Source organism: Brevibacillus sp. BC25 (assembly GCF_000282075.1).
Lineage (GTDB): Bacteria > Bacillota > Bacilli > Brevibacillales > Brevibacillaceae > Brevibacillus.
This window is the reverse complement of sequence record NZ_AKIX01000040.1, coordinates 145511-170422: the sequence shown is the minus strand read 5'-3', so window position 1 is coordinate 170422 and position 24912 is coordinate 145511. Positions and strand designations below refer to the sequence as shown.

At 47.5% G+C, this 24912-nt stretch carries 18 protein-coding genes; 1 reads left to right on the top strand and 17 read right to left on the bottom strand.

The window, feature by feature from the left end; genetic code table 11:
- From PMI05_RS12650 to PMI05_RS12595, 12 genes are all read right to left on the bottom strand, one after another.
- Positions 1 to 970 (bottom strand): serine hydrolase (locus PMI05_RS12650; RefSeq protein ID WP_007721864.1); only part of this gene is annotated, 970 nt, incomplete at its 3' end.
- 31 nt (positions 971 to 1001) lie between these two features.
- Entirely contained in the window at positions 1002 to 2645 is a 1644-nt protein-coding gene (locus tag PMI05_RS12645) for an ABC transporter substrate-binding protein (RefSeq protein WP_007721862.1), read from the bottom strand.
- 42 nt (positions 2646 to 2687) lie between these two features.
- Positions 2688 to 3767: a M42 family metallopeptidase gene (locus PMI05_RS12640; RefSeq protein WP_007721860.1), complete on the bottom strand. Its 1080-nt coding sequence runs from the start codon at positions 3765 to 3767 to the stop codon at positions 2688 to 2690.
- A gap of 25 nt (positions 3768 to 3792) precedes the next feature.
- Complete coding sequence (locus PMI05_RS12635) at positions 3793 to 5358, bottom strand: AMP-binding protein (protein ID WP_039960687.1); 1566 nt, start codon at positions 5356 to 5358, stop codon at positions 3793 to 3795.
- Between the two features lie 26 nt (positions 5359 to 5384).
- Positions 5385 to 6155 carry an enoyl-CoA hydratase/isomerase family protein gene (locus tag PMI05_RS12630; RefSeq protein ID WP_007721856.1) on the bottom strand — a complete coding sequence of 257 codons (771 nt, stop codon included), beginning with the start codon at positions 6153 to 6155 and terminating at the stop codon, positions 5385 to 5387.
- Positions 6142 to 7026 carry an amidohydrolase family protein gene (locus PMI05_RS12625; protein WP_007721854.1) on the bottom strand — a complete coding sequence of 295 codons (885 nt, stop codon included), beginning with the start codon at positions 7024 to 7026 and terminating at the stop codon, positions 6142 to 6144. Before PMI05_RS12625 ends, PMI05_RS12630 begins: the two co-directional genes overlap by 14 nt.
- A complete protein-coding gene (locus PMI05_RS12620) occupies positions 7013 to 7675 on the bottom strand; it encodes a TetR/AcrR family transcriptional regulator (protein ID WP_007721848.1) in 663 nt (220 codons plus the stop codon). The genes PMI05_RS12625 and PMI05_RS12620 overlap by 14 nt, the downstream gene beginning before the upstream one ends.
- Before the next feature lie 289 nt (positions 7676 to 7964).
- The gene (locus PMI05_RS12615; RefSeq protein WP_007721847.1) at positions 7965 to 10217 is read right to left on the bottom strand and encodes an excinuclease ABC subunit UvrA; all 2253 of its coding nucleotides are present in this window, start codon (positions 10215 to 10217) and stop codon (positions 7965 to 7967) included.
- A gap of 164 nt (positions 10218 to 10381) precedes the next feature.
- Positions 10382 to 11644, bottom strand: coding sequence for a gephyrin-like molybdotransferase Glp (gene glp, locus PMI05_RS12610; protein WP_039960665.1), 1263 nt, complete (start codon positions 11642 to 11644; stop codon positions 10382 to 10384).
- A 10-nt stretch (positions 11645 to 11654) separates the two neighbouring features.
- The gene (gene moaA / locus PMI05_RS12605; RefSeq protein ID WP_007721845.1) at positions 11655 to 12662 is read right to left on the bottom strand and encodes a GTP 3',8-cyclase MoaA; all 1008 of its coding nucleotides are present in this window, start codon (positions 12660 to 12662) and stop codon (positions 11655 to 11657) included.
- A gap of 348 nt (positions 12663 to 13010) precedes the next feature.
- Positions 13011 to 15674: an IPT/TIG domain-containing protein gene (locus PMI05_RS12600; protein WP_007721843.1), complete on the bottom strand. Its 2664-nt coding sequence runs from the start codon at positions 15672 to 15674 to the stop codon at positions 13011 to 13013.
- A gap of 69 nt (positions 15675 to 15743) precedes the next feature.
- Positions 15744 to 16169: a VOC family protein gene (locus tag PMI05_RS12595; RefSeq protein ID WP_007721842.1), complete on the bottom strand. Its 426-nt coding sequence runs from the start codon at positions 16167 to 16169 to the stop codon at positions 15744 to 15746.
- A 188-nt stretch (positions 16170 to 16357) separates the two neighbouring features.
- Between PMI05_RS12595 and PMI05_RS12590 the strand changes: the two genes are divergently transcribed.
- A complete protein-coding gene (locus PMI05_RS12590) occupies positions 16358 to 18415 on the top strand; it encodes a LuxR C-terminal-related transcriptional regulator (RefSeq protein ID WP_007721841.1) in 2058 nt (685 codons plus the stop codon).
- Between the two features lie 46 nt (positions 18416 to 18461).
- Here the strand turns inward: PMI05_RS12590 and PMI05_RS12585 are convergent, their stop codons facing one another.
- From PMI05_RS12585 to PMI05_RS12565, 5 genes are all read right to left on the bottom strand, one after another.
- Entirely contained in the window at positions 18462 to 19547 is a 1086-nt protein-coding gene (locus PMI05_RS12585) for a serine hydrolase (RefSeq protein WP_007721840.1), read from the bottom strand.
- Positions 19544 to 20992, bottom strand: a complete 1449-nt coding sequence (locus PMI05_RS12580; RefSeq protein WP_007721839.1) for a serine hydrolase — start codon at positions 20990 to 20992, stop codon at positions 19544 to 19546. The genes PMI05_RS12585 and PMI05_RS12580 overlap by 4 nt, the downstream gene beginning before the upstream one ends.
- A 27-nt stretch (positions 20993 to 21019) precedes the next feature.
- The gene (locus tag PMI05_RS12575; protein WP_007721838.1) at positions 21020 to 22639 is read right to left on the bottom strand and encodes an ABC transporter substrate-binding protein; all 1620 of its coding nucleotides are present in this window, start codon (positions 22637 to 22639) and stop codon (positions 21020 to 21022) included.
- A 96-nt stretch (positions 22640 to 22735) separates the two neighbouring features.
- Positions 22736 to 23758, bottom strand: coding sequence for a MerR family transcriptional regulator (locus PMI05_RS12570; protein ID WP_007721837.1), 1023 nt, complete (start codon positions 23756 to 23758; stop codon positions 22736 to 22738).
- 130 nt (positions 23759 to 23888) lie between these two features.
- Positions 23889 to 24845 (bottom strand): PLP-dependent cysteine synthase family protein, encoded by a 957-nt coding sequence (locus PMI05_RS12565; RefSeq protein WP_007721835.1) that lies wholly within the window; start codon positions 24843 to 24845, stop codon positions 23889 to 23891.
- Between the last annotated feature and the right edge of the window lie 67 nt (positions 24846 to 24912).

Genomic DNA, 24912 nt, shown 5'->3' with positions numbered 1-24912 from the left:
ATGCGGCAGCCGGCGAACCGCTGAGATTGGTGAGCGCCACGGCAGCCAATCCGTTCTCGGGGATGATGCTCATGTAGGCTTGGATCCCTTTCTCTCTGCCGCTATGGCCCAGCATCAAAGCACCGTAGAAATTGGGTGTAATCGCTACACCATACCCGTAATATTGGTTATGTTCGCATCGGAAATAAGGGGTGGTCATCTGCTGCACACTTTCCGTGCGAAGAATTCGTTCCTTGCCAATCAAACCTTTCGTTCGAAACAGCTCGGTGTATCTCATCATGTCGATGAGCGTTGATTTTAATCCGCCGGATGATTGAAACGGCAGTGTCTCAAATAGTGGTTTCCTATCTTCGTACCCGTGCAACTCCACGAAAGAAAAGCAACTATGCTGCATTCCTGCTGGTTGGAGAATATGCTCCTTCACGTACGTCGAATATGGCTTGCCGCTTACCCGCTCAATAATTGCTCCCAGTAGCGTATAGCAATCATTGGAATAACTGAACTCTGTACCTGGTGCGCCCAATAAAGTAAATTCCAGTTGTGCCATATAGGTCATCAATTCCTCATAGGTGTTCATTCCACGCTTGAGTGCTTCATCGACGCAAGATAACGGCGGCAAACCGGAGGAATGGGTCAGAAAGTTGTGAATGGTGATTGCCTCCGTTCCACTTCCCGTTCTTACATGAAACTCTGGCAAAAAACGGGAAACAGGATCGGCAACCGTCAGTTTTCCGGCTTCCTGCAGCTGCATGATCGCAATAGCGGTGAACGATTTCGTAATCGAAGCGATTCCGAATATAGTATCAACTGTCGCTACCTGACCTTGCTCGGCATCACAATAGCCGAAGCCTTTGGCATAAACGAGCTGTCCGTTTTTGGCCACTCCTATTGCAGCCCCAGGTACCTTGCTTCCCATCATTGTTTCTCGGACAAACTCCTCATAACTCACGATCCATTCCTGATTGTTCATGACCTGTTCTCCTTGTTTTTTGTTTCCACGCTTACTTAACCCACACGTCCTGATACAATTTCAGTCCGGATGGATCAAGCATCAGTCCCTGAACACGGTTGTTTACCACGACAAACCGTTTTTCCGTGTAAATGGGAATCCAAAACGCCTCCTCCACAGAGCGCTTCTGAAGATCTTCATAGATTTTCGCTCTATCGTCGCTCTTCATCGTCACCTGTCCCTTTTCCAGCAAGGAATCGATCGTTTTGTCATGGATGGCTGAACGATTCATCCCACCGATCTGAGTTGAATGCATGAACGGAAACAAGATATCAGGGTCATCAGCGACGTATCCATCCAGCGCCAAGTCAAATGTGCCGGCCGCAGTTAACTGGTCGACTGCGCTACCTTCCAGAGTAATGATTTTCACGTCTACCCCAATCGCTTTGAACATTCCTTGCATCAACTGGGCAGGTTGAGACCATACTTCCATACTCAACAATTCGAGATAAAGCGGTTTTCCTGCTTTCACCCTTATCCCTTGTGCATTCAGTTTCCATCCGGCTTCTTCCAGGAGCTTCACCGCTTCCTCGGGGTTGTATTTGTATGCATATTGGGCAATGGATTGATCGTATCCGAACAAATTTGCTGGCAGCGGACCATCTGCAACAATTCCTTCTCCTTGCAGATGCGACTGCACGATAGCCTCTTTCTTTACTGCCATTTGCAACGCTTTGCGTACGTTTTTATCTTGTAAAATCTCGTTATTCAAGTTCAGCTCGACAAACAGCCCTAGGCCGCGCTTTGTCTGCTCAAGTACCGTAAAACGATTGTTGTTCCTGAATTTCTTCGCGTCTTTCGCAGGCAGATCAGCGATGTCGATAGTTCCACTTTCCAAAGCAGCGACAGTCGTTTGCGGATTTCGAATCAATTTCAGAACTAATTTGTCCGGCCTCGGTGGTCCTTGATTTTTAAAGAAGGGCGTTGCCCAGCGATACACATCATTTTGAATCAGCGTAATAGAGTCTCCTGATTTCCAGCTCTCCATCTTCCATGGACCGACACCGACCGGATTCCTCCCGTATTGATCCCCAAACTTTTGCACCGCGTCCACCGAGAGCGGCTGCATCCAGCTCGCGGAAGTGAAATAGGTCAGGAGCGTGGCAGACGGTTCATTCAACTCCAAAATAAGGGTCTGATCATCTGGTGTTTTGATCGATTTGATGATACCAAGAACCATTCCTACGCCTTTCGGAGCGATTTCCGGAGACATGGCCCGCTCAAATGTTCGCTTGTACGCCTGTGCAGTAAGCAGTGTCCCATCATGAAAGGTAACGCCTTGGCGAATGCGAAATGTCCATGTCTTCCCATCTTCCGAAATGAAGTACGATTCGGCCAGATGGGGCTTGACCTCATTTGTTTGGGGATCTCTGTAAAGGAGAGCCGCCCCTAGATTGAGTGCGACCCCCTCCGTGCTTAACGCTGTCGATTTGTGGACATCCAGTGTATCTGGTTCACTGCCGATCGCAACGGTGATCGTTCCGCCCTTTTGCTCGGCTATTTTGACATCTTTTTTTCCTTCATCAGTACCTGGTTTCGTTGCAGGCGCATCGCAGCCGGACACGATTGCCAGCAGTACGAAACAGGAAAGGACGATGCTCACAAACGTGGCGGTTTCCCGCTTTCTTATCCCCATGAATGACACCACTCTCCCTTGTTTGGGATATATCCTCGCCTCCTACGATCTGAGCCAGTCAACCGTTTTTTGATCCAGTTTTTTGACGAGAGCCGTCAGCAATTTCACCGTATTTTCCACATCATCATGATGGAGAATTGAAGCGTGACTGTGAATGTAACGCGCAGGGATTGCAATGACAATGGATGGAGCCCCTTTGCCAACCATATGAGCAGCTCCTGCGTCCGTACCCGCACCTGCAATAGCAGCATATTGATACGGGATGCCTTCCTCTTCAGCCGTATCAAATAACAGATCCAGCAATTTCCGATTGGGCACGAGCGAGCCGTCGAATAAACCAATCGTAGGCCCGCCACCGCACTTGATATCAGGCAAATTAGGAGAGTCGGCGCTTCCTGGCGTGTCAAACGTTATCCCCGTCTCCAATGCAATGAATAGATCTGGCTGCACCATATACGTGCTCGTGAATGCGCCGCGGCATCCCACTTCTTCTTGTGCAGTAGCGCCGCTAAATACGATGTTGGGGTGATCCGTTTCTTGCAACTGTCTCAGTACTTCAATGGCTGTCAGGCAACCGCCGCGATTATCGAACGCTTTTGCCATATACATCTTGTCATTCGCCATCACCGTGAAAGGGCAGATCGGTACAATCGGATCACCTGGGCGAATTCCCAGCTCCTTTGCCTGTTCTACACTGGATACTCCGATATCGATGTACATCCGCTCGATCTCAACCACTTTCTTTCGTTCTTCCGAAGACAGCAGATGCGGCGGTTTTGACCCGATTACGCCGACAATATCTCCCTTGCGTGTTTTAATGTTCACGCGCTGTGCCAGCATCACCTGCGACCACCAGCCACCAAGCGGCTGGAAGGCGATGAATCCGTCCTTCATGACACGTGTTACCATGAACCCTACTTCATCCATATGGCCCATCATCATGATCTTGGGTCCATTGGCCAGGCCTGTTTTTCGCCCGATTATGCTTCCCAGATTATCTGTGAACACTTCTTCTGTAAGCGGTTCCAAGTACGTATGCATTAATTCTCGCACTTCCTGTTCTTGTCCGGGAACTCCGGAAGCCTCTGTCAGCTCTTTCAGTACCTTTACCCAACTATTCATCCATATCTTCCTCTCCATTTGCATGTTATCTCCAGCTATCATCAATGCGATCATAGGAACCGATGCGAAGATCTGCTTTTTCGTTCGCCAGTACATGCTTGGCTATACGCTCAGATGGGGTACGAGGCAATTCACTGCGGTATTCCCAATATCGTGGAACCTTGTAGTAAGCAAGATGCTCGGTGCAATAAGAGATCAACTCATGAGGAGGCACCATTTGGCCCGCTTTCACTACCACGTATGCCTTGATTTCTTCCCCGCGTATTTCGTCTTTCACTGGAAGGCAGGCAGCATATTGCACGGCCGGATGCATTTTCATGACTTCCTCAACCTCAGCAGCCGAAATATTTTCCCCGCTCCGGCGAATCATCTCCTTTTTTCTGCCGACATAATAGATGTATCCGTCTTCGTCCATTCGCACCAAATCTCCGGTGTGGAACCAGCCCCCCTGAAAGGCAGCGAAAGTCGCATCAGGATCTTTATAGTAGCCATCCATCATCCCCAAGCCCCGTAGGAGGAGCTCGCCAACCTCGCCCCTCGAAACAGGGCGGTTGTGAATATCAACAATGCGGACGGTCCGGTCTTTATCCGGTTTTCCGATGCAGCCTGTTCCGAGCAATCGGTCATGATCGTGTGGTTTTACCGAAATATCTCCACCTGTTTCTGTCATGCCAAAAACCTCATACCATGGCGCGCCCCATCGTTCTTCCAATTCACGGTGCAGATGCGGGGGAATGGCCGAGCAAAGGATGGTACGAACGTTATTTTCCCTGTCTAATGGCGAGCGCGGTGCTTTGACCATTAGCGTGGGCATGATTCCCAGGCAGTAGAAAAAAGTAACGCCATAATGCCGTACTTTCTGCCAAAATGTAGAAGGATGAAATCGATCGAGAACCACAAGCTTTGCCCCCACAGCGATTGCACCCAGCAAATTCCATTGCGGGTCCATGTAGTAAAAGGGCTGCGCCGTTAACAGTACATCTGAATTGGTCAAATTGGGATGCTGCTCGACCATCTTTTTTGCAATGGTGAGCCAATATTCATGTGAAAGCATACACCCCTTGGGTAAGCCTGTCGTGCCAGATGTATATTGGATGTTGACTAAAGTTTCAGGAAAAACGGTAGGCGCTGTTGGAGTCGTGGACGCTGTTTCACACATCGTTCTGAAATCGACAACGTTGGGATCGTCTGATTGGTCTACTGAGAGGATTGTTTTGAGGGTTTGTAAGGAAGGTTTGATCTTCTGTAGCAGGGATAGAAACTCCTGTGAAGTTACGATAACGATTGCTTCGGAGTGGTGGAGGATATACTGTGCATCGTACTCTTTGTAATTTACATTTATCGGCACGATAGTCGCGCCCAGTTTTGCCAACGCCAGCCAGGTAAGCGGGAATTCCGGCTGGTTCCTCAGCATGACGGCTACCCGATCGCCATAGCCTACACCCAGCACTTGGAGCATGTTGGCGATCTGGTTGGAACGGTCTTCTATCTCCTTAAATGACAGTTGTTCATTCCATTCATCAAAGACAAGCCCGATTTTTTCTCCCCATCGTTTGGCCGCCTGTGCCGTCAAAGACTTGATTTCTTGCATGTCCAAAAGGTGTCAGCCCTCCTTCTCTATACCGATCCTTTTTTTCGGAACCCTTCAGCCGCCTGCTTGGATTCGATCGTTTGCACGGTTGCCAGCGCATGCTCGATCTCCAATTCAAAAGCTGCCTCCAGATCGCATTGTGCCCCGCGATTTAACGCAAATTTGGCTTTTGCAAGCGCTACTTGCGGGAGCTCAGCTAACCGTTTCGCCCACTTGTCAGCTTCTTCAACTAACACTTTATGATCTACTACCCTGTTGATGAGTCCTAGATGCAGTGCTTGCGTTGCACTAAACCTTTCGCCCGAAAACAGCAATTCTTTCGCCCGGACCAGTCCGATCGTGATGGGAAGGATATGCGAGATCCCTCCGGTAACACTAAGTCCCACACTCACTTCCGGAAAGCCGAATTCGGCATCATGAGCGGCGATGATCAAATCGCATCCGAGCGCAAACTCACACCCTGCTCCTAATGCATAACCATGGACCGCAGCGATTACCGGAAAAGGAACACGCTGGATCTTTCGTGTTATATCCTGAATTTTCTGTAAATTAAGACGGAGCTCAGCCTCATTTGCAGGCTTTTCTTCATGACGCAAATCATGTCCTGCACAAAAAGCATTCCCGCGGCCAGCTAGTATTGCTGCCCTTACTCCTTCCCGTTCCAACTTATCGAACGATCCATACAGCTCCTCTACCAATTGTGGAATCACCGCATTTAACCGCTCGGGGCGATTCAGGTGAATCCAGCCTATCTCTTGATGGATCTCACACTCTACCACCGCCTTACGTGTTGTCATTCTTTTTTACCTCCGCCTTTATTTTGGAAAACAATGCTTTTGCATTCGAACCGAGTACCTTCTCTAGCACCTCGGGCTTTATGCTTAATTCCTTCCATTCTGCAATCGCGCGTTTCAGAGGAAAGACAGGCCAGTCTGTTGCAAAGAGGATTTGATCTTGCAAGAGGTTGTTTGCTAACCTGTACATCATCTCCCACCCTGCTCCTTGCACCCCCAAATACCTTGGAGAAAGCCCGCCCAGATCCATCAGAACATTGGGGTGCTTGCGCGCTACGGCAACCATTTCAGGCACCCAGGGCCACCCCCCATGACACGCGATCAATGTTAATTCTGGAAAATCACAGGCGACTTGATCCAGCAACAGCGGGTGTTCATTCCGGATGGGATGAATCATCGAATAATTAATTCCCGTATGAATGGCAACTGCCAAGCCTAACTCGGCAGCCTTTGCGTATACGGGATATAATTTGCGATCATCAATCGGCATATCAAAAAATGCAGGCTGGATGTTTACTCCCAGAAAGCCCAGCTCACTGATGCGGCTTACTTGTTGGACAGCGCGCATCGGTCTGAAATGCTCCATTGAAATCGTACCGAATCCTGAGAAGAGCTCGGAGTGAGCGGATATGACTTTTGCCAATGCTTCATTCAGCGCATCCCCATCCTCGCCGAATTCGTATTCTGCATGCATAATGGCGTGGTCTACTCCTGATTCTTTCATTTCTTGAATCAAATCGTCGAGTGTTTTCGCGATAGTCGATCTTACTTGTAACACCGCATCATATTGAGCGACGTACTCATTTCGCATTTCACCTATGCGTGCCTCACGGAACTGCTGTGGCAAGCGGACACGGGCATCAAGAATGTTCATGCGCAGCAGCCCCCAGCCATGGTTTCATAAAAAAACGAGCGGGTTCAGGCAGATCCAAATCGGAGACAGTCAGTTGCTGACCGTTTCGTTTTGCCTGAACGAGTGCAAGCGCCATATCAGAAAAATTCAAGCTGATTTCTTCCAATGAATTTGGGCCATCGGGCGAGTACCAATGGGCGACACCCGTGCACATTTGAAGCAAAGCCAGGATGGCAAGCTTGGTATTTTTTATCGTAAATACGCCCTCTTCCAATCCGTTCGTTAAAATACGCTGCCAGAGCAGCTCATATTCACTGCGCAACCTGACTATTTCTTCGCGTGTATTTCCTGTCAGCGCACGGAACTCGGTATCTACTACTAACGCTGTTAGCTTGTCAATGGCATGGCTGCCAACATGAAGCTGTACAAACGCTGCTAATTGTTGTTCGGGCGCTTCAAGCTCAGCGAGCACTTCCTTTGCATTCCCAAGAAGGGTCTGTAACCCTTCTTGCATGATGGCAACGAGCAGATCCTCTTTTGTTTTCATGTAATGATAGAGGGTGGAGGAAGTTACCTCTGCTTCCAGAGCGATATCACGTATGCTGGTTGCTTCAAAACCTTTTCTTGCGAATAGCCGTAATGCTGCTTGAAATATTTTTTCTTTCGTCAAAAAAGCGCGCTCCTTTCTACTGATGATTGCAGGAAACGAGAGTCTCTCATGTCCAGTTACTTGTGGCGGTTACATCATCTGCTTTTTGTCGATCGATCGATCGATAGGTTGCTTGTAATCACCACTTTACTAATCGCCCAATTCAATGTCAAGATTATTTTTTATTTTCTGATATTTATCTTGGCATTACAAAAATCTCCTCCGGTTTCCCATGAGGAGATCTGAATTCGTTATGCCATAGCAGCTTTTATGTCGGAATCCCATACATTACGAAAGTGGATTTGATGCATTACTTCAAGTATCTTCCCGTGATCGATTGTTCCGCATGGATGATCTGCGGAGGTGTACCCTCGAATACCACCCGACCGCCGTTGCTACCACCGTCCGGTCCCATATCGATAATCCAATCCGCTTGGCTGATCACATCAAGGTTGTGCTCGATGACGATTACCGTATTGCCTGCATCTACGAGGCGGTTCATGATCTCCAGAAGGTGACCGATATCGGACATATGCAAGCCAGTCGTCGGCTCGTCCATCACGTAGATGCTGCCTTTCTTGTGCAGTTCGCTTGCCAGCTTGATGCGCTGACATTCCCCGCCCGAGAGCGTGCTGAGCGGTTGGCCGAGTGTAATATAGTTCAGCCCCACATCACTCATCGCCTGGAGCTTGCGCGCAACTTCTTTTAGCTCAAAAAATTCCAATGCCTGCTCGACCGTCATTTCCAACACTTCTGCAATTGACTTGCCGTTCAGTTTGTATGCAAGTACTTCTTCCTTGAACCGTCTACCTCCGCAGACTTCGCACGGCAGCTTGACGCTTTCAAGGAATGCAAGGTCTGTATACACAACACCTAGACCTTGGCAGTTCTCACAAGCCCCCTTGGAGTTGAAGCTGAACAAGCCTTGGTTGACCTTGTTCGCGGAAGCAAACGCCTTGCGCACATCATCCATAATCCCTGTGTAGGTCGCTGGATTCGAGCGCGTGGACACGCCTACCGCCGATTGGTCGATGACGATCGCATCCGGATGGTTGCTGAGGAATACATCGTTAATCAGCGTACTCTTGCCTGAGCCTGCGACACCCGTAACAACTGTCAGCACTCCGGTTGGAATATCTACACTCACGTTCCGCAGATTGTGCAGTGTGGCATCCTCGATGGACAGCTTGCCGGACGGCTTCCTGGAATCTTGCTTCAGTTGGATCGGCCGCTTCATGTGGGTGCCTGTCAGCGTCTCTGATTCCAGCAGGCCTTGGAAGTTTCCTTCATACACGATGGTACCCCCGTGGCTGCCGGCATGCGGCCCGACGTCGACGATATGATCTGCCACCTTGATCACATCGGGATCATGCTCGACGACAATGACGGTATTGCCCTTGTCGCGCAGCTTTTGAAGCAATTCATTTAACCGGTGTACATCTCGGGGATGTAAACCAACGCTGGGCTCATCAAAAATGTAAGTGACATCCACCAGACTGCCGCTCAGATGCTTCACCATCTTGACACGCTGCGACTCACCGCCGGACAAGGTATCCGTCTCACGATCCAGCGTCAAGTAATCCAGTCCGATATCCACTAGATGCTGCAATCGTTCCGTCAGCGACTTGACCATCGGCGTGGCGACTGAATCGTCAATCTCCTGAATGACCCCGATTAGCCGACCGACCTCCATGGAGGACATCTCTGCAATGTTGAGGCCATTGATTTTGCAGTTGAGTGCGGCCTGATTGAGTCTCGCACCATGACAGCTGGAGCAAGAACCTTCGGAAATGAACGGCGCAACCGCTTTTTGTGTACGCTCAGATTTCGTCTTTAGATCCTGCTTGATGTATTTGTTGGTGAACTTCTCAATGACGCCTTCTACTGTAATATTCACGGCTTTCCCGGCGAATTGCATCTCCACTTTTCTCGCCTTGGCGTACAACAGCTGCTCAAGTTCCTCTTCGGAATAATCGCTCAGCTTCTTGTCAGGATCAAAGCCCGTCTGCACGAGCATATTCCATTCCATGCCGTCTACCTTATAGTCCGGCAGCATGATTGCCCCTTCATTCAAAGACTTAGACATTTCCACCGCTTTGCTGATATCGATGCCTAATTTGCGACCGATTCCGTTGCATTCGGGACACATGCCTTGGGGGTCATTAAAGGAGAACATATGCGCTTGTCCAACATTGGGCTGACCTATTCGGGAGAAGAGCAGGCGGAGAATGGGGGAAATATCGGTAATAGTGCCCATCGTGGAATGGGAACCTCCGCCCAGCCGCTTCTGGTCCACGATAACCGCCATGCTCAGGTTCTCGATCGCGTCCGTATCCGGCTGCGGATAGCGGGGCAGGAAATTGCGCACGAACATGCTGAAGTTCTCATTCAGCAATCGCGTGGATTCTGCGGCGATCGTATCGAAGACAATCGATGACTTGCCGGATCCAGATACACCGGTGAAGATCGTAATTTTCCGCTTGGGAATGCGCAAGGATACGTTCTTGAGATTGTTTTCCCGCGCACCGGAGATTACGATATACTCCTGATTAGATTCGCTCATGCCAAACATCCTTCCGATAGTATTCATTTCTACTTATATTTACATTATACCATTCAGAAGGAGATCTTTCGTACCTGGCTGTTCTCGCTTCCAACCCACGCTCTCCTACGTATTATTTCCAAGGGACGGTCGCTACTTTCACTATAACGCCCGCAAGGTGAGTATTATCCTTTTAGCATCAAGGCGGTGACAAGATCACCCTGTAGCATTCCCTTCCCTCCATGTGGAATCTTGATCAAGCAATCGGAATCTTTAATGGAGACCGTAACGCTTGATTGATCAATCCCGACAGGTTTTACGAATACTTTGCCATCGATTATATACGACTTTCCGCGAACATACCGCGGATATGCATTTACCTTTGTAAAGTCTTCGCCTAGAAAAGCCGTAAAGTCCTGCAAGTAACGATTTTGAATACCCTGCATACCCAAAATTACAGGACGAACGAAGAGCTCAAAACCAACAAAGCATGCACCCGGATTGCCTGACAAAGCAAACAAAAATTGATCATTCCAAACCCCTGCGGACGTAGGGCTTCCGGGTCGCATCGCTACTTTGTTAAACAGGACCTTCCCATTCCAATTTTCAAAAATATCTACGAGAATGTCGTAATCGCCTACCGATACCCCACCTGATGTGATCACGAAATCCGCAACGGAAAATGCTTCAAGAATAAGAGCTTGTGCCTGATCCGCTTCGTCTGGGATGGAACCCATCAGTAACGGAATCCCTCCTGACCCCCGAATAAGTGCTGCCAGCATGTAAGAGTTACTGTTTCGGATTTTACCTGAGCAAAGTGGCGCATCTATAGGTAAAAGCTCTGAGCCTGTTGCAAATATCGCGATGGTTGGGCGCTTATATACTTTGACGCGGGAGAAACCGAATGTAGCCAACAATGCGGTCTCACCAGTGAGGATATCTGTACCTTTTTGAAGGACACAAGCACCCTTTGCGATTTCGTGGCCAATCGGAGTCAGATTCTGCCCAGGATGGACTTCTTTTTTAATCGAGATGTATGTTTTGCCCTGCTCTTCAAAGTCGTCTGTCATTTCCAGCATGATGACTGCGTCTGCATTTTCAGGTACCATGGCTCCCGTCATGATTCGGGAGGCTGTTTTTTGCGATAATTTTTTTGTAGGAAGAGCTCCACACGGAATATTGTCGATCATTTCCAAAAGGACGGGCGACTCAGGGGATGCCCCGCGAGTTGAACTAGACATGATCGCAAAACCATCCATCCCGGAACGCCGGAAATGAGGCATGTTGTCAGACGCAATGATGTCCTCCGCCAATGTACGACTGTAGGCATTTTCCAATGAGACTTCTTCTACACCGAGATAGTTCAGATGTTGCTCAATTCTGCGCTGTGCTTCCACGACTTGAACCGCATTTCGGCGAAATCGATTCACGCTTTCTACTCTATCCATGTCATCTACACTACCCTCCAATTTGAGACATGCGCCTAACTGTTGGTACATGCGTCTGACTCTCATCGACGAAAGCTTTGGCCATTTCGTGATTCAGTGGTTTGATATGCAAGGCTCGGGAAAAGAGTTCGCGTACCGCATCATCATTACCAATGCACTTACGAACGTTAAACTCATCCGACCAATATAGGCATGGTTTTATATTTCCATCCGCTGTCAAACGAAGTCGGTTGCAAGTTTCGCAGAAATGATCGCTCACGGGATGAATAAGCCCAAAACTCCCCTTGGCGCCTTCTATCCGAAACGTTTGTGCGGGTCCGTTGCCTCGCACATGATGACTCGCAGCCACTTTCCAGCCCAAATGATGGCAGCGTTCTAATACGGTGGACAATGGCAGATAGGACTGCTTCCACCTCAAATCGTTGTGGCCGATGGGCATGTACTCAATAAAGCGAACTTGTAACTGACTATCGATCGTGAGCTGAAGAAAATCTTCTATTTCGTCATCGTTGATCCCCTTCATAAGAACGACGTTCAACTTAATCGGTTCTATCCCTACTTGTTGGCATGCAGCTATACTATCCAGAACTCGCTGGACATCTCCACCGCGGGTAATCAAGGAAAAACGATCCGCTTTCAATGTATCCAGACTAATATTCACACGGTTCAAGCCGGCTTCTTTTAATTTTTGGGCCTTTCTCGCCAAGAAAATACCATTAGTAGTCATAGCGATATCGTCGATCCCTGGAATTCCGGCTATCGCGGATACCAAATTTTCAATGCCTTTGCGGACCAAGGGTTCTCCACCTGTCAGTCTTACTTTTTTGACCCCCATGTCGGCCATAACCCTCACAACTTCTGTTATTTCTTTTATAGACAGGATATTTTCATCAGGTTCAAATTCCATTCCATCAGCAGGCATGCAGTAAACACAGCGCAAGTTGCAACGATCTGTTACTGAAATCCGCAGATAGTCATGGACACGACCAAAAGTGTCCACCAATTCACTTGGAATCACTGGACCTCCCCCCTTTCAGCATTATGAACGCCCCTTGTTTCGTCGATGAAGAGATCTGTTATGTTATGTCAGACATGATCGTAATCGGTGACTCTGTCACGATGGAATCTTCCACTGCCTTCAAAGTACCATATTCATCATGCAGGACATGTGATAAAACGCACACCGGTTGAATCACGAATGTTTCCCCCTTCCCCCTTACGGATTTTTGGGAGCGCTTGTAAAACACTTTCTACCGATAATCCAACTTTTTATATGGAAGGATTGGGCACATGAAAAAGCTGTCAGGGAACATCAGTTCCTCCGACAGCGTATCTGTGTCTATCATTCTATGATTCTATTGCTTGCTTACAGAAGAGGCAAGATTGCGTTTGCGTACGCCTGGGCTCCCTTTTGATTTGGATGACCGATGGAGGCACGCTTGCAAATCTCGAAATCTAGGCCCGTGCACCCTGCTTCTGTGCAAGAGACGAGGCGCTCAGCTGCGATCAGGTCTTGTGGAGTCAGGTCCAAATTGATGCCGAATACATAGGGATCATCCGTCAACGCCGCATGGTCTGGACCAAAATTCGGATCGGCGAAAAAGATACGCGGTTTATCGAGTTCCGCATTTCTCTCATCGATGGCTTTTCGCAGGTAGAGCTTTGATTCTGCTTCTAGCTGGGCACAGCGCTTGTATACCTTTTCCAACTCAGCGATACCGAGAACTCCTCCGGCTGCACCGCCGCCGACTCCCCCAACAATGGCCCCCACACCGATCAACAGTGCTTCGACCGCAGTCATATCGCTCTTTTCAGACACAGGGGAATAATAACCCGTAACGATGATTTTGGCTTGTGTAAATTTTTTCGTCACCTCGACCAGCAATTTCTTCATGCTCACAAAGAAATAGTCATAATGTAATTTCCCCAAGTCGGCTGGATGGAAAGGATTCAGAACTGTCCGAACATCGACATCGTTCAAACCTCCATCCAACAGAATCAGATCCACCAAGTCAGCCTCGCCTTTGAAGAACGCACATTGCTGCAGGATCGTTGGGAATGATTTAGGTACCTCGCCGTCTACGGGGGCGACTATGTCATCCTTACCCTCTCCAATAATGGCGCCGGAATGAGCGAGTACTTGTGTATATTGCTTGATATTTCCTTCTCTCGCCTGAACGGCTGCACCCACGATGGAATAAAACTTCTCATGATCTTGCAAGCCTTGCCCCCAGCTCACGGAATCGCCCATCACGAGCATATGGAAGGTTTCTAGTGTCAGTGGAATTTCATTGGAAGGTGTGCCATCGGATAGCCGTACTTTTAGGCTCACATGCTCACCCGCTGGATTGCTCTCCACATCGGCAGGTCGAATCATAGTAAATTCCATTTGCGTCGAGCTTACCATCCGTACTTCGGGCATTTCTTGGTTGTTTACCAAGACCAGTGTCCCTTCGGAAAAGCCGTTTCCGTTCACGATTACTTTTTGTCCGGGTCTCACCCGCGTTTTCACTTGATTTTCCTGTTGGGCGGAAATGACTCGTGGATTCACGAAAACGGATGCCTTGCTGGAAAGAGTCATATCTGATTGTCGTACTTGGAGCGTATGGGAGCCTCCTGTCACGAAAGGCAAGACAAAATGGAGCATGGTATCACTTACTACCTGAGTTTTCGCTTCATTGCCATCGATTAGCACGACATCGGTTTTGGTATAACGACTTCCTTCTAGCGTCACTGTATCACCTGCGAATGCATAGAGCGGAGAGACATGGCTGATCGACGGCTCCAAGAGCTTGCGTCTGAATTCATCTGCGTCGATGGCTCGAAAGCTCACAGGATCAGACAATCTGCCTCCCGCATATCCGACACGACCGGCATCGGCGAATGAACCTTGGGCTCCTGGTTGACCTGCCGTTCTCGGCCCGGGACCGCATGCCGTACCGAATTTTCCATTCTTGGTGTCACCCACGGCGCCACCCGGTCCGCCTGCTCCAGGATTGCCAGGGATTCCGCCTGCCCCCGGACTGCCTCCTTCAGTCGTGATCGCAAAGCCTTGCGAATAATTTTGGATGACCGTTTGTGGAGCGTACAGGGTCAGCCGACCACCAACGCCCCCATTACCACCCGGGCCTCCATAGCCAGCTGCACCGCCACTTCCTCCATTTCCGCCTGCTCCTGCTCCGGCTTTGCAGAAACCTGCCCAATCCAATTCGGCCGGCTTGCCTTTTCCTCCTTTGCCACCATCTCCACCGTCTTGCCCAGGCCCACCTTGTGTGCCATCTTGCCCTTTCAAGTCAAAATGCGGACGTCCCGCCATATTGAGGACCCATAATTCGAGTTCAGGAGCAGCAGCGCCGTCGAATCCACGGTCTCCGGGCAATCCATGTGTTCCAGGTGTCCCCGGAATGCCGGAGAGTGTCGAAGACATCGGTGCATCTGGCGGTGTTATTGGTTTTTGTCGTTTGGCTGGAACATAGCGGTAAGGACGCTCCCATGTAAATGTAACATTTTGTCCGACCGTCAACTTCTCGGCGATGATGATCAAGTAGCGCTGCGGATATTTCAAAATAACATTGGTTCCATCCTCGATATAAATTTCCGATGCTGCCCAATAGGCGGTGTCTACCGATATATTTAATGCCGAAGCAGGAGACGGTACAGCTAATGTAACCGTCATTTTTTTAGGAAACGGGATTACTTGCAACAGTTCTGCTTTTCCACTCAACATTTGCAACGTTGGTGTAGATTTGGCTGAGTCGATTCGATACGCTGACTGAATCATGGTATTCCCACTGACGAGAGTGGGGGTTGGTTTCGTCAATCCCGACTGAGGTACAACCGTTCCGCGAATCTTGAGCGACCCCAAACTAGACAAGGATGTAATTCCGAATGACTCCAGCACCGCTTTGTGATACGTCATTCGATCCTGAACCATTTGGGGTGCTGCTTGGAAGGATGCCGGATTCACAGCCACGGTCGTAATCCCGAGCGTATTTCCCCCTGCATTGAATGTGCTTGTAGAATTTGACATTCTTTTTTCCTCTCCCTTATCACAATGAATGAAATAGTTTGTGCGAGCCAGTCTCCATTGCACGGACGATCATTCTTGGCTAACGCCGAATTCCTCTAACTCCCGAAAGCTGATTTTTCTTCTTTGTGGGTGTGCTGTTTCTCCTCGATGCGCCCATATGATCTCCACATGATTGCCTTCTGGATCAAGAAAAGAAAAACGTGCAAATTCGCTCTCCACATACGGACCATGTGCCAAAATTCCGTGATCCGTCAGCCTCCTCCACACTTCCTTGAAGTGATCCAACGTATCCACCCAAAATGCCAGATGCACATGATGCGGATTGTTCAGGATGAGCAAATCGTGCCTGCCCGATTGCGGATCAATCGCCAAGCATGCCGTTTCGTCGCCAGGGTTCACCACTGCCAATTCAAGTGCGGTTTCATAAAAAGAGGCCAATCTGCGAACATCATGTGCATATAAGGAAATGTGACCCAAGCGGCTTAGCTTTGACATGTTCCCTCCATCCTTTCGTATTGACTCGCCTGTTTCATCCTAACACCGAGAATACGGGGCTCGATATTACTCGAAAGGATGCATCCAAAAGGATACCCGTGCGATAAATATGAGTACCCAGTATAAAAGAAGCGTAGTAAAATCGTAGGAAGAAAAAGGTAAAACCTTGTGATGGAGCAGGTGATGCTATGAATTATCAGGATAGCCTTGAAGAGCTGGAAAGTCGTCTGTTGGTAGGACGAACCGAGGAAGTCCTTCATTTTTTGAAGTTGCTTGCGGATGAGCGGCGCTCCAAAAAAATCATGAATCTCTTCGGGACCGCAGGCGTGGGAAAAAGCTATTTGCTCGACGAGTTCAGGCGGCAGGCTCATCTGCGTCAAGCAGCTACTCTCTCTTTGGACAGCGAGCAATTTTGGCATACGCCCTCTGATTTTTGCCTACAAATTTTGCAGGCATTGCACGTTTATCATAAGGGAGAAGAGCAGCATCCTTCCCAATTGTTGGAGGAATGTGTTTCGAAGCTGAATGAAAAAGCAGCTGATCAGAGACTCGTCCTCTTTCTTGACATTTATGAGAACTTGGACGGCTTGGACCATTGGCTCCGCGAATATTTTTTCAAACGATTAAGCGCGAATATCCTGATCGTGATCGCAGGGCGGCATCCGCTGTCTGAAGCTTGGCTTCTTTCACCCGGTTGGCGGCACTTCATCAGTAGGGTTCCTTTGTCCCATCTTCCTTACGATGCTGTCGAGCGGTATGCGCATTACTGTCACATTTTTGAACCGCCTATCATCCAAGAAATGTGGCGACGCTCCAAAGGGCATCCCCTTACCCTGTCATTGCTGTCCTTTACCTTGCAGCCGAGAGATCAGGAAGGAAACGGTGCTTTTCAAGAGGAGATGGATACGCTGCCGTTCGTCGTAAGCCAATGGCTGCGCGAAGTTCCCGGCGAGCATTTGCGTCCTCTTGTGGAAGCTGCTGCTGTATTACGGCACTTCAATCAAGATAATCTGTCTTTTTTATTGAAAAGGGAAATTACGGCGTCCGAGTTTTTCCAATTGATCCGATTTTCATTTGTACGGAAAGTGGACAGCGGCTGGACGGTTCATTCCTTGATGAGAGAATCCATTGCTCAGGATATGCGGGCACGGACTCCGCTTCATTTTGCGGATTTGCAGAAGCGGGCCGTTCACTACTATTATGACAAGTTCACCAAGTCAGCCCATTCGGTCCGCACACCAGAGGCATTGGAGCTTACCTTCTTTTTAGGTGACGCACTTATCCGCGCCTTTTTAAATTGGTTCGATCCATTACCCAAACCGTTCGAATCGATCCACACTGGTCATCGGGAAGAACTGCTGGAGTATATCCGCAATCAGCGGCACTCTCCCTCCCCTAAAACGATCAAGCTGTTTGATCCGCACACAAACCGCCATTTTGATTTTCACCTGACAGCGGAGCAAACCTTGTACCCATTGAATTGGCTTGATCATGACCGTTTATTCTCGCTGGGATACGACGTGCTTCGCGTTCTGCGCAATGAAAACGGAGCGATTTCGGCTCTTGCCGCAGTTGTTCCCATCAACGAAAAAACCCTTCCTTACCTGATGGAACATTCTGGATCCCGTTCCTATTTCACCGCTCTATCCAAACAAGAGCTAGAACGGTTCAGCGTGCCAGAACACTCACGGGCAGGTTGGGTCATTCACACCATTCATCAAGACGATTATGAGGATGTTTCCCAACATACAGCCATCGGTCATATGCTGCATGGTTTGATGTTCACCGGAGAATTTTTGTTGTGTTCACCTGCACCGTTTCCTTTTTTCAAAGCCGCCCACGAAAGTTTGGGATTTGATATTGCCCAATTCGCCACCCACACCAATTATGACGGAGTAACACCCACCCTCGTATTTTTCCGTGATACGCAAGGCGAGCATCTCCCAGCTTATTTGCAAAAGCTGCTCAAACGATCCGGATTGGATGCGGATTTGCCCCTGGAAGAAGAAGCGATTCCAGCTGCTGCTCCACCGCCATCACCAGGCATAGTCACCACGATAGAATTGAGCATGCTGACGGCACGAGAACAGGAAGTAGCCGCCCTTGTGCTGGAGGGATTGACGAACGCGCAAATCGCTGCCCGCTTGTATTTGAGTGAAGTCACTGTAAAAAAGCATTTGAAATCGATTTTTGAAAAGATGGATGTCAGCAACCGGACACAGTTGGTGAAAAAAATGCTTGTGTAGGACGAAAAAAGAGGAACCGTCAATGGCGGCTCCTCTTTTTTAATGGCTAGGGCATGATATACGGTCGTTCAAATAAAATATTCTCGATTGCCCCTACAGTCTTTTCCGTCAACTCACGTTCCTGATCCACGTTTGTGAGATAAATAATCGTTTTATCTGTTTGAATATATCGTATCAAGTAGCTTCCATACCCCGGCCAGCCTCCACTGTGATGCACGACTTTTCCTGTCACCTGATTTTCACGTAGCCGCCAGCCATAACCATAATTAGATATACTATTGTCAGTAAGCTGCACGGGGGAAAACGCTCTCTCTAGCGTTTCTTTTTTTACCAGCTTTTCTGTGTAAAGAGCTCTGTCCCACTTACGTAAGTCATCCAATGTTGAACTGATCGCACCGTCTCCCTGAATGCCATCCAGATAAATAACAAAATCGTGCTCACTTGATTCATCCGGTAACACAAATGCTTCAGATTGAGGAGAATACACGTATCCATAGGCGTAATGCTGGATCAACTCAGGAGAATATCTTCGGTTGTACACTTTCGTGTTTTGCATTCCTAGTGGTTGAAAAATCTGTTGCTGCAAGAAATCGGCAAAGCGTGTATCAGCTACGTGTTCTACGATAGAAGCCAATAAAGCATAGCCGGTATTACTGTAAGCGTGCTTTTCATTGGGTTGAAACAACACATCGGGTCGATGCTTGATTAGCTGTTCGAGTATGTCTTGATTCGTAGCCACTCGCGTTTTATCCCAAGATTCAGAAAACAACTCCATGTAATCAGGCAAACCAGATGTGTGTACGAGTAGATTCTCTACCGTAATATCGGCATAAGGAAAATCTGGAAGGAGGTCGTCAATTTTATCTGTATAGTCGAGCTTGCCTTGCTCTTGCAAGATCATGATGCTCATTGCTGTAAACGCCTTGGAAACCGATGCGAGTTCAAATACCGAATCTGGTGACAATCTTTCAGCCGTTTCCAGATTGGCCATTCCTATGGAATTTTGATAAAAAGCGTTCCCTTCTTCTAAGATCAAGATGTTGCCGTTCCAATTGTTTTGTTCGGCAAGCGTAGAGAAGAGCTCATCAAGCTGGTGGTATCTCGCATCACTAACGTTGGCTCGCTGGGTCATTTTTCGTTTCCCCCACTCGTTTTTTTATCTTGCATAGTAAATTGTCTTCCAGCAAAAGCCATTCGCACAATTTCATTATTTCCCAATCTGATAAACCGTGCGGAGACATCGGTTCCAAAAGCCCGGACTACAAAGATATCTTCAGCAAACGGTCTCATTACGTAGTTTTCTCCCAAAAAGGAGAGCATCAGCTGACCATTTTCCAATCGGATCGGCAATGTCCCAAACTCACTCGATTGATAATCCCCTACGTATTGATCCATAGCTTCCTCGGTTAGGAAATCAATCTTGCTAACCAGATGGGAGGATTCAGGAGGGCGGTTTTCCAAACTATTTAGCGCACCGGACATAACCGCCAAGACCGGCGACAATTCTAGATTGGACAGTGCCACTCCGGCCAGTCCTGTTTCGGGAAAGAAGCACATTTGAGCCGTAACCCCTTTAATACCACCACTATGTTCAACTAGCGTTTTTCCGTAGTAGTCTGAGGTTATGACCAAGCCATACCCGTAAAATTGACCAGGTACCATATCAGTCGGATAATAAGGGGTCATCATTTGTTGTACACTTTCAGGTGTCAGGATACGTTTTCCCCCTGCTGTAAGCCCACCTTTGCAGAACATGTCCGTATATTGCAGCATATCCCGCACCGTTGATTTTAAGAATCCTGCCGCCCGACAAGCGGGAGTATCCCACCAATTCAGAGATGGAATCACTTCTTTGTGGTCACCTCTGTCTTGCATGATATACAGATTTGTAATATTCTCATAGCCATTCAGCTCTTCCAGAAAAAAGCTCGTGTGCTCCATCCCTATTGGATCTATAATATGCTCCTTGACATAAGCCTCATACGACATCCCGCTGACGCGCGTAATGATCGCTCCCAGCAAGGCAAAACAATCATTGGAATAACTGAACTCTGTACCTGGTGGTCCTAAAAGCTCTAAATCTAATGTAGAAATAACACTCATCAGGTCTTCGTACGTATCGATTGGTACCGTTTCATCTGTCTGGTTTTGCAGGAATGGAAAGTCTTCTAACTCCTTCGCTTCCAAGCTTCGCATTACACTTGCCAAAAACGTTGGCAAGGGAGGAATTCCACTCGTATTCGTCATAAAATGATGAATCGTGATCTGCCCCACATCAATATTTTTCAGACGGAATTCCGGCAAGTATTTGACAACAGGGTCATGTACGGATAACTTACCAGCTTCTTGTAATTGCATGACCGCCACACAGGTAAAGGATTTTGTTATGGATCCAATTCCAAATACCGTATCGATTGTAACTCCTAACTGCCGTTCGACATCACGGAAGCCAAATCCGTTATGATAGAAGATTTGACCATCTTTTGCTAATCCCATACAAACACCAGGAACCTGACCGTCTGTTATCATTTTTTGAGCATATTTTTCAAAAGAATCAATCCATCCGATATTTTGCATGCGCTTCTCTCCTTTGTTGGCATGTAGTTAGTTCTCGATCCAACTGTCATTATATGTCGGCATGACAGATGTCCACTTTACTCCTTTTACTCGAGCGTTTATGACAGTAAAGGCCTTCTCGTAATAGAGAGGGACAACATACGCTTGCTCAATCAGTTGCTTTTGTACATCCATATACACTTGCTTTCTGGCATCAGTCTGTATGGTTGTACGCCCTTTTAAAAGGAGGGCATCCAGCTTGTCATCTTTTACACCAGACAGGTTGTAGACACCGCTGGAATGAAAATAAAAGTATAAAATATCAGGGTCATCATAGGCGCCCGATATCAACGTTATATCAAAATTTCCTTTGACGACTTCCTGCATGTACCCTGCTATTTCAAGATTCTGAATCATTATGTTGATACCAGCCTCTCCCAGCATGGCTTGGAGCAATTGGGCTTCTGTGTCAAAATCTGCGGTACTGAGTAACTTCAGACTCAGTGTTTTTCCGTCCTTTTCTCTCACACCATTTCCGTTTACTCTCCAACCAGCATCGTCCAACAATTTCTTAGCTTCGTCCACACTATACGCGTACCCGTACTTCTCTAAGGATTTGTCATACCCTAGCGTCGATGGAGATAACAGTGTATGGGCTACTTCGCCTTCTCCCTGCGTAACAGCTTGAATAATGGCTTCTTTATTGACGAGCATTTGAAATGCTTTTCGCACCTGAATATCTTCAAACGGTGGTCTCTTCAGATTCATCTCCATCAATAAGCCCAGACCTGGGCGTAAGCGCTCAATCACTTCATATTTCGAATTATTCCGATAATAATTCGCGTCTTTCACAGGGATTTCCGTCGCTACATCGATAGCACCACTCTCTAGCGCTAACAACCTGAGTTGGCTCTCAGCAATCGCTTTTATGACAAGTTTGTCTGCTCTTGGAGGACCTTGATTTTCATAATATGGCTCTGCCCACTGAAAAGCTTCATTTCTAACATAGGTGACACCTTCGCCCGTTTTCCAGCTCTCAAACTTCCACGGGCCTACTCCGACAGGACTCTGGCCATAGTCCTCTCCAGCCTTTTCAATCGCTTTTAACGATAGCGGCTGTGTTACATAATTCCCAAGCGAATCAAGGAAGGCAGTATTGGGTTCATGAAGTTCCAGAACGAGGGTGTGATCGTCTGGCGCTTTCACACTTTTTATTGGAGCCATTACTTCAGCGGCTGTTTTTGCTTTTGTCTGCGGATTGAGAACACGATCGAAGGTTTCCTTAAAACTTTTTGCAGTCAGAGGTGTTCCATCGTGAAAGGTAATCCCGGAACGAATAGTGAAGGTCCACGTTTTGCCATCCTCAGAAATTTTATAGTCACTTGCCAGAGAGGGCTTGTATTCGTTTGAGGCAGTATCCTTATATAGCAGTGATCCACCGAGCAACCAGGTATAGACCCCAGCAGATCCAGCAGACATGTGAGCATCTAACGTATCCGGTTCATAAGGGTACGCTACTGTTATGGTTCCGCCCGTTTTGGGTTCAGTACTCTCCTGTTGCTCAGCTGGCACAGTTGTTTGCGTGCTGCAACCAACGACCAAGAACATACATAGAGTGACGAATCCCCCCCAAAAGACACTGTACGTTTTTCGCTTGTTTTTCTTCATGTGTCAGCATGCCACCTCCTACCCTTTTCTTTTTGAAAGAACTTCCGATGATGACAGATGATTTCACCTCCTTCGCAAGCAGTAACAAAGAGTACATTACTCTTCATCCAGTTGTTGAAGCTTCCACTGTAATCCTTGGTAGAATAATTCATTTGTTTTCATATACGGTTGCAGACTAGGATACAGGATTGAGCAAATTCTTCTGAAACGTTCGATATTTTCTGATTGGCTTGAAAGCAACTTTTCTGCAAACCGACGGAAAAATGACTGCGAGACAGGGAGTTCGTCAACATCGGCAAACATCGAGACATACTCTTGAATATTCGCCTGTACTACAGGACTGTCTGGAGTTGCATGTTGCTCCGCTGCCTTCAACAACTGTTGATGGTTTTTAAGCAATCTGGCGCTCCACATCTCCACACTGATCTTAGGCAGTTGAACTACTTCTAGGAAGGTCATAACATCCTGCTTCATCTCTTGGACAATCTGTGGATCATTAAACATTTCCTCCAACTCATCTAATGCAGCCGTTTGTGCTGCCGAAAGCTTGCCTTCCAGCAACGAAGATACGTTAACCCCTAGTAAAAAAATTTCTCGCCATTCAAACGGAAATTGTTCAGGAAAAACGGACGAAAACATTTTTTCCAAAATAAACTTTTCTCGTTCCAATGCATTTGTAGAAATTGATTCAATTAGCTCGTGCATATAGCTCAAAGAATCACTGTCACCCTTACTCTGCTTTGTTTGTTCCAAAATGGATTTCATGCTGGCAAGAGTACGCATTTGGATGTCCAAAGCTTCAATTTGCCATTCTATCGCCATATCAACAGGTATATCCCCAGCTAACATTCTCTTGATCTCATCAATACCAAAGTTTAAATAGCGAAGGGTTAGGATCAGTTTTAACCGCCATATTTCCTCTGCCGTATACATACGATGACCCCCAGGAGTTATCTCAGCAGGTGAAAGCAGGCCGATCTCGTCATAATAACGAACAGTGGGTACAGAAGATCCTGTCATTTTCGCTACTTGTCCTATGAAGAACTTCACGTCCTTTGTTGTTAGATCAGTCTGTTGATTTTGTGTGGTGTCTAATCTGTTCCTCGCCTTTCCGTGCATGTTACAACACCTCCTAACCAATTATATAACCTCAAGTAACTTGAGGTTCAAGTGGCAACATGAAAAAGCCAGGTGGTTGTTGACACCTGGCTTCGTAAACTCGAAGGTTTACATGATTGGATAGTTGAAGTTATTCATAGAGATCTGTGCTTAGATATTTGAGACCTGAATCATTAATCGTCAACACAATATTTGCGCCTTTTTCTTTTCCTTTCAAAAGCTGTAAGGCAGCCGCAACATTTGCTCCTGAAGAAAATCCTGCGAATATTCCTTCTTTTCTTGCTAGCTCTCTAGCAACTTGTGTCGCTTCTTCATTTGTAACATGGATGTAGTCTGTAACGAAGTTCCTATCCAGAAAAGGTAAATCCATAGAATATCCCCCACCTTGGATCTTGTGATTGAGGTTAGTAGCAGCTTTTCCAGAGTAGAACGGTGCGGTGTAAGGTTCAACTAAATAACACCGAATGTTGGGATTATACTTTTTTAACGTTTTTGCACAACCTGTAAAAGTGCCACCAGAACCAGCAAAATCAAGGAAAACGTCTACTTTTCCATTCGTTTGTTTCCAAATTTCTTCCCCCGTGTGAAATTCATGAGCATGAATATTGCCAATATGATGAAATTGGTCTGCACGGAACGCATTTCTTTCTTTTGTTATTTGCTGCGCAACTTCTTCCACTTTAGCAAGGTCTTCACCAGATACTTGCCCGATAGGAGAACCAGGCGCTTGGTCTACTAAAACAACTTCTGCTCCCAGTGCTTGCATCATCCTCGCTCTTTCCATTGAATTTCCTTTTGACATGACAGCAACGAATTTATACCCTTTGACTCCGCAAACAATCGCAAGCCCTGTCCCTGTATTGCCACTCGTTAATTCCACCACAGTATCATTTGGTTTTAGTATTCCAGCCTTCTCAGCCTCTTCAATGATCTGCAAGGCGATTCTATCCTTTTTGCTAAAGCCTGGATTTAAATATTCCAGTTTGGCGAAAATATTTCCATCGAGATTTTCTGTTAGCCTAGAAAGACGAACCATGGGAGTGTTACCAATCGCTTGATGAACGCCTGATAAAATCGTGTTCTCCATAGACATAGCGCCTCTTTTCGTATATTTTGGACTATATAGTGTCTGCTTCAATCTATATATAGCTCGA

Coding starts and splice junctions, on each gene's coding strand:
- PMI05_RS12645 (WP_007721862.1), bottom strand. CDS start 2,645: ATGGGGATAAGAAAGCGGGAAACCGCCACGTTTGTGAGCATCGTCCTT.
- PMI05_RS12640 (WP_007721860.1), bottom strand. CDS start 3,767: ATGAATAGTTGGGTAAAGGTACTGAAAGAGCTGACAGAGGCTTCCGGA.
- PMI05_RS12635 (WP_039960687.1), bottom strand. CDS start 5,358: ATGCAAGAAATCAAGTCTTTGACGGCACAGGCGGCCAAACGATGGGGA.
- PMI05_RS12630 (WP_007721856.1), bottom strand. CDS start 6,155: ATGACAACACGTAAGGCGGTGGTAGAGTGTGAGATCCATCAAGAGATA.
- PMI05_RS12625 (WP_007721854.1), bottom strand. CDS start 7,026: ATGAACATTCTTGATGCCCGTGTCCGCTTGCCACAGCAGTTCCGTGAG.
- PMI05_RS12615 (WP_007721847.1), bottom strand. CDS start 10,217: ATGAGCGAATCTAATCAGGAGTATATCGTAATCTCCGGTGCGCGGGAA.
- glp (WP_039960665.1), bottom strand. CDS start 11,644: ATGGATAGAGTAGAAAGCGTGAATCGATTTCGCCGAAATGCGGTTCAA.
- PMI05_RS12600 (WP_007721843.1), bottom strand. CDS start 15,674: ATGTCAAATTCTACAAGCACATTCAATGCAGGGGGAAATACGCTCGGG.
- PMI05_RS12595 (WP_007721842.1), bottom strand. CDS start 16,169: ATGTCAAAGCTAAGCCGCTTGGGTCACATTTCCTTATATGCACATGAT.
- PMI05_RS12590 (WP_007721841.1), top strand. CDS start 16,358: ATGAATTATCAGGATAGCCTTGAAGAGCTGGAAAGTCGTCTGTTGGTA.
- PMI05_RS12585 (WP_007721840.1), bottom strand. CDS start 19,547: ATGACCCAGCGAGCCAACGTTAGTGATGCGAGATACCACCAGCTTGAT.
- PMI05_RS12580 (WP_007721839.1), bottom strand. CDS start 20,992: ATGCAAAATATCGGATGGATTGATTCTTTTGAAAAATATGCTCAAAAA.
- PMI05_RS12575 (WP_007721838.1), bottom strand. CDS start 22,639: ATGAAGAAAAACAAGCGAAAAACGTACAGTGTCTTTTGGGGGGGATTC.
- PMI05_RS12570 (WP_007721837.1), bottom strand. CDS start 23,758: ATGCACGGAAAGGCGAGGAACAGATTAGACACCACACAAAATCAACAG.
- PMI05_RS12565 (WP_007721835.1), bottom strand. CDS start 24,845: ATGGAGAACACGATTTTATCAGGCGTTCATCAAGCGATTGGTAACACT.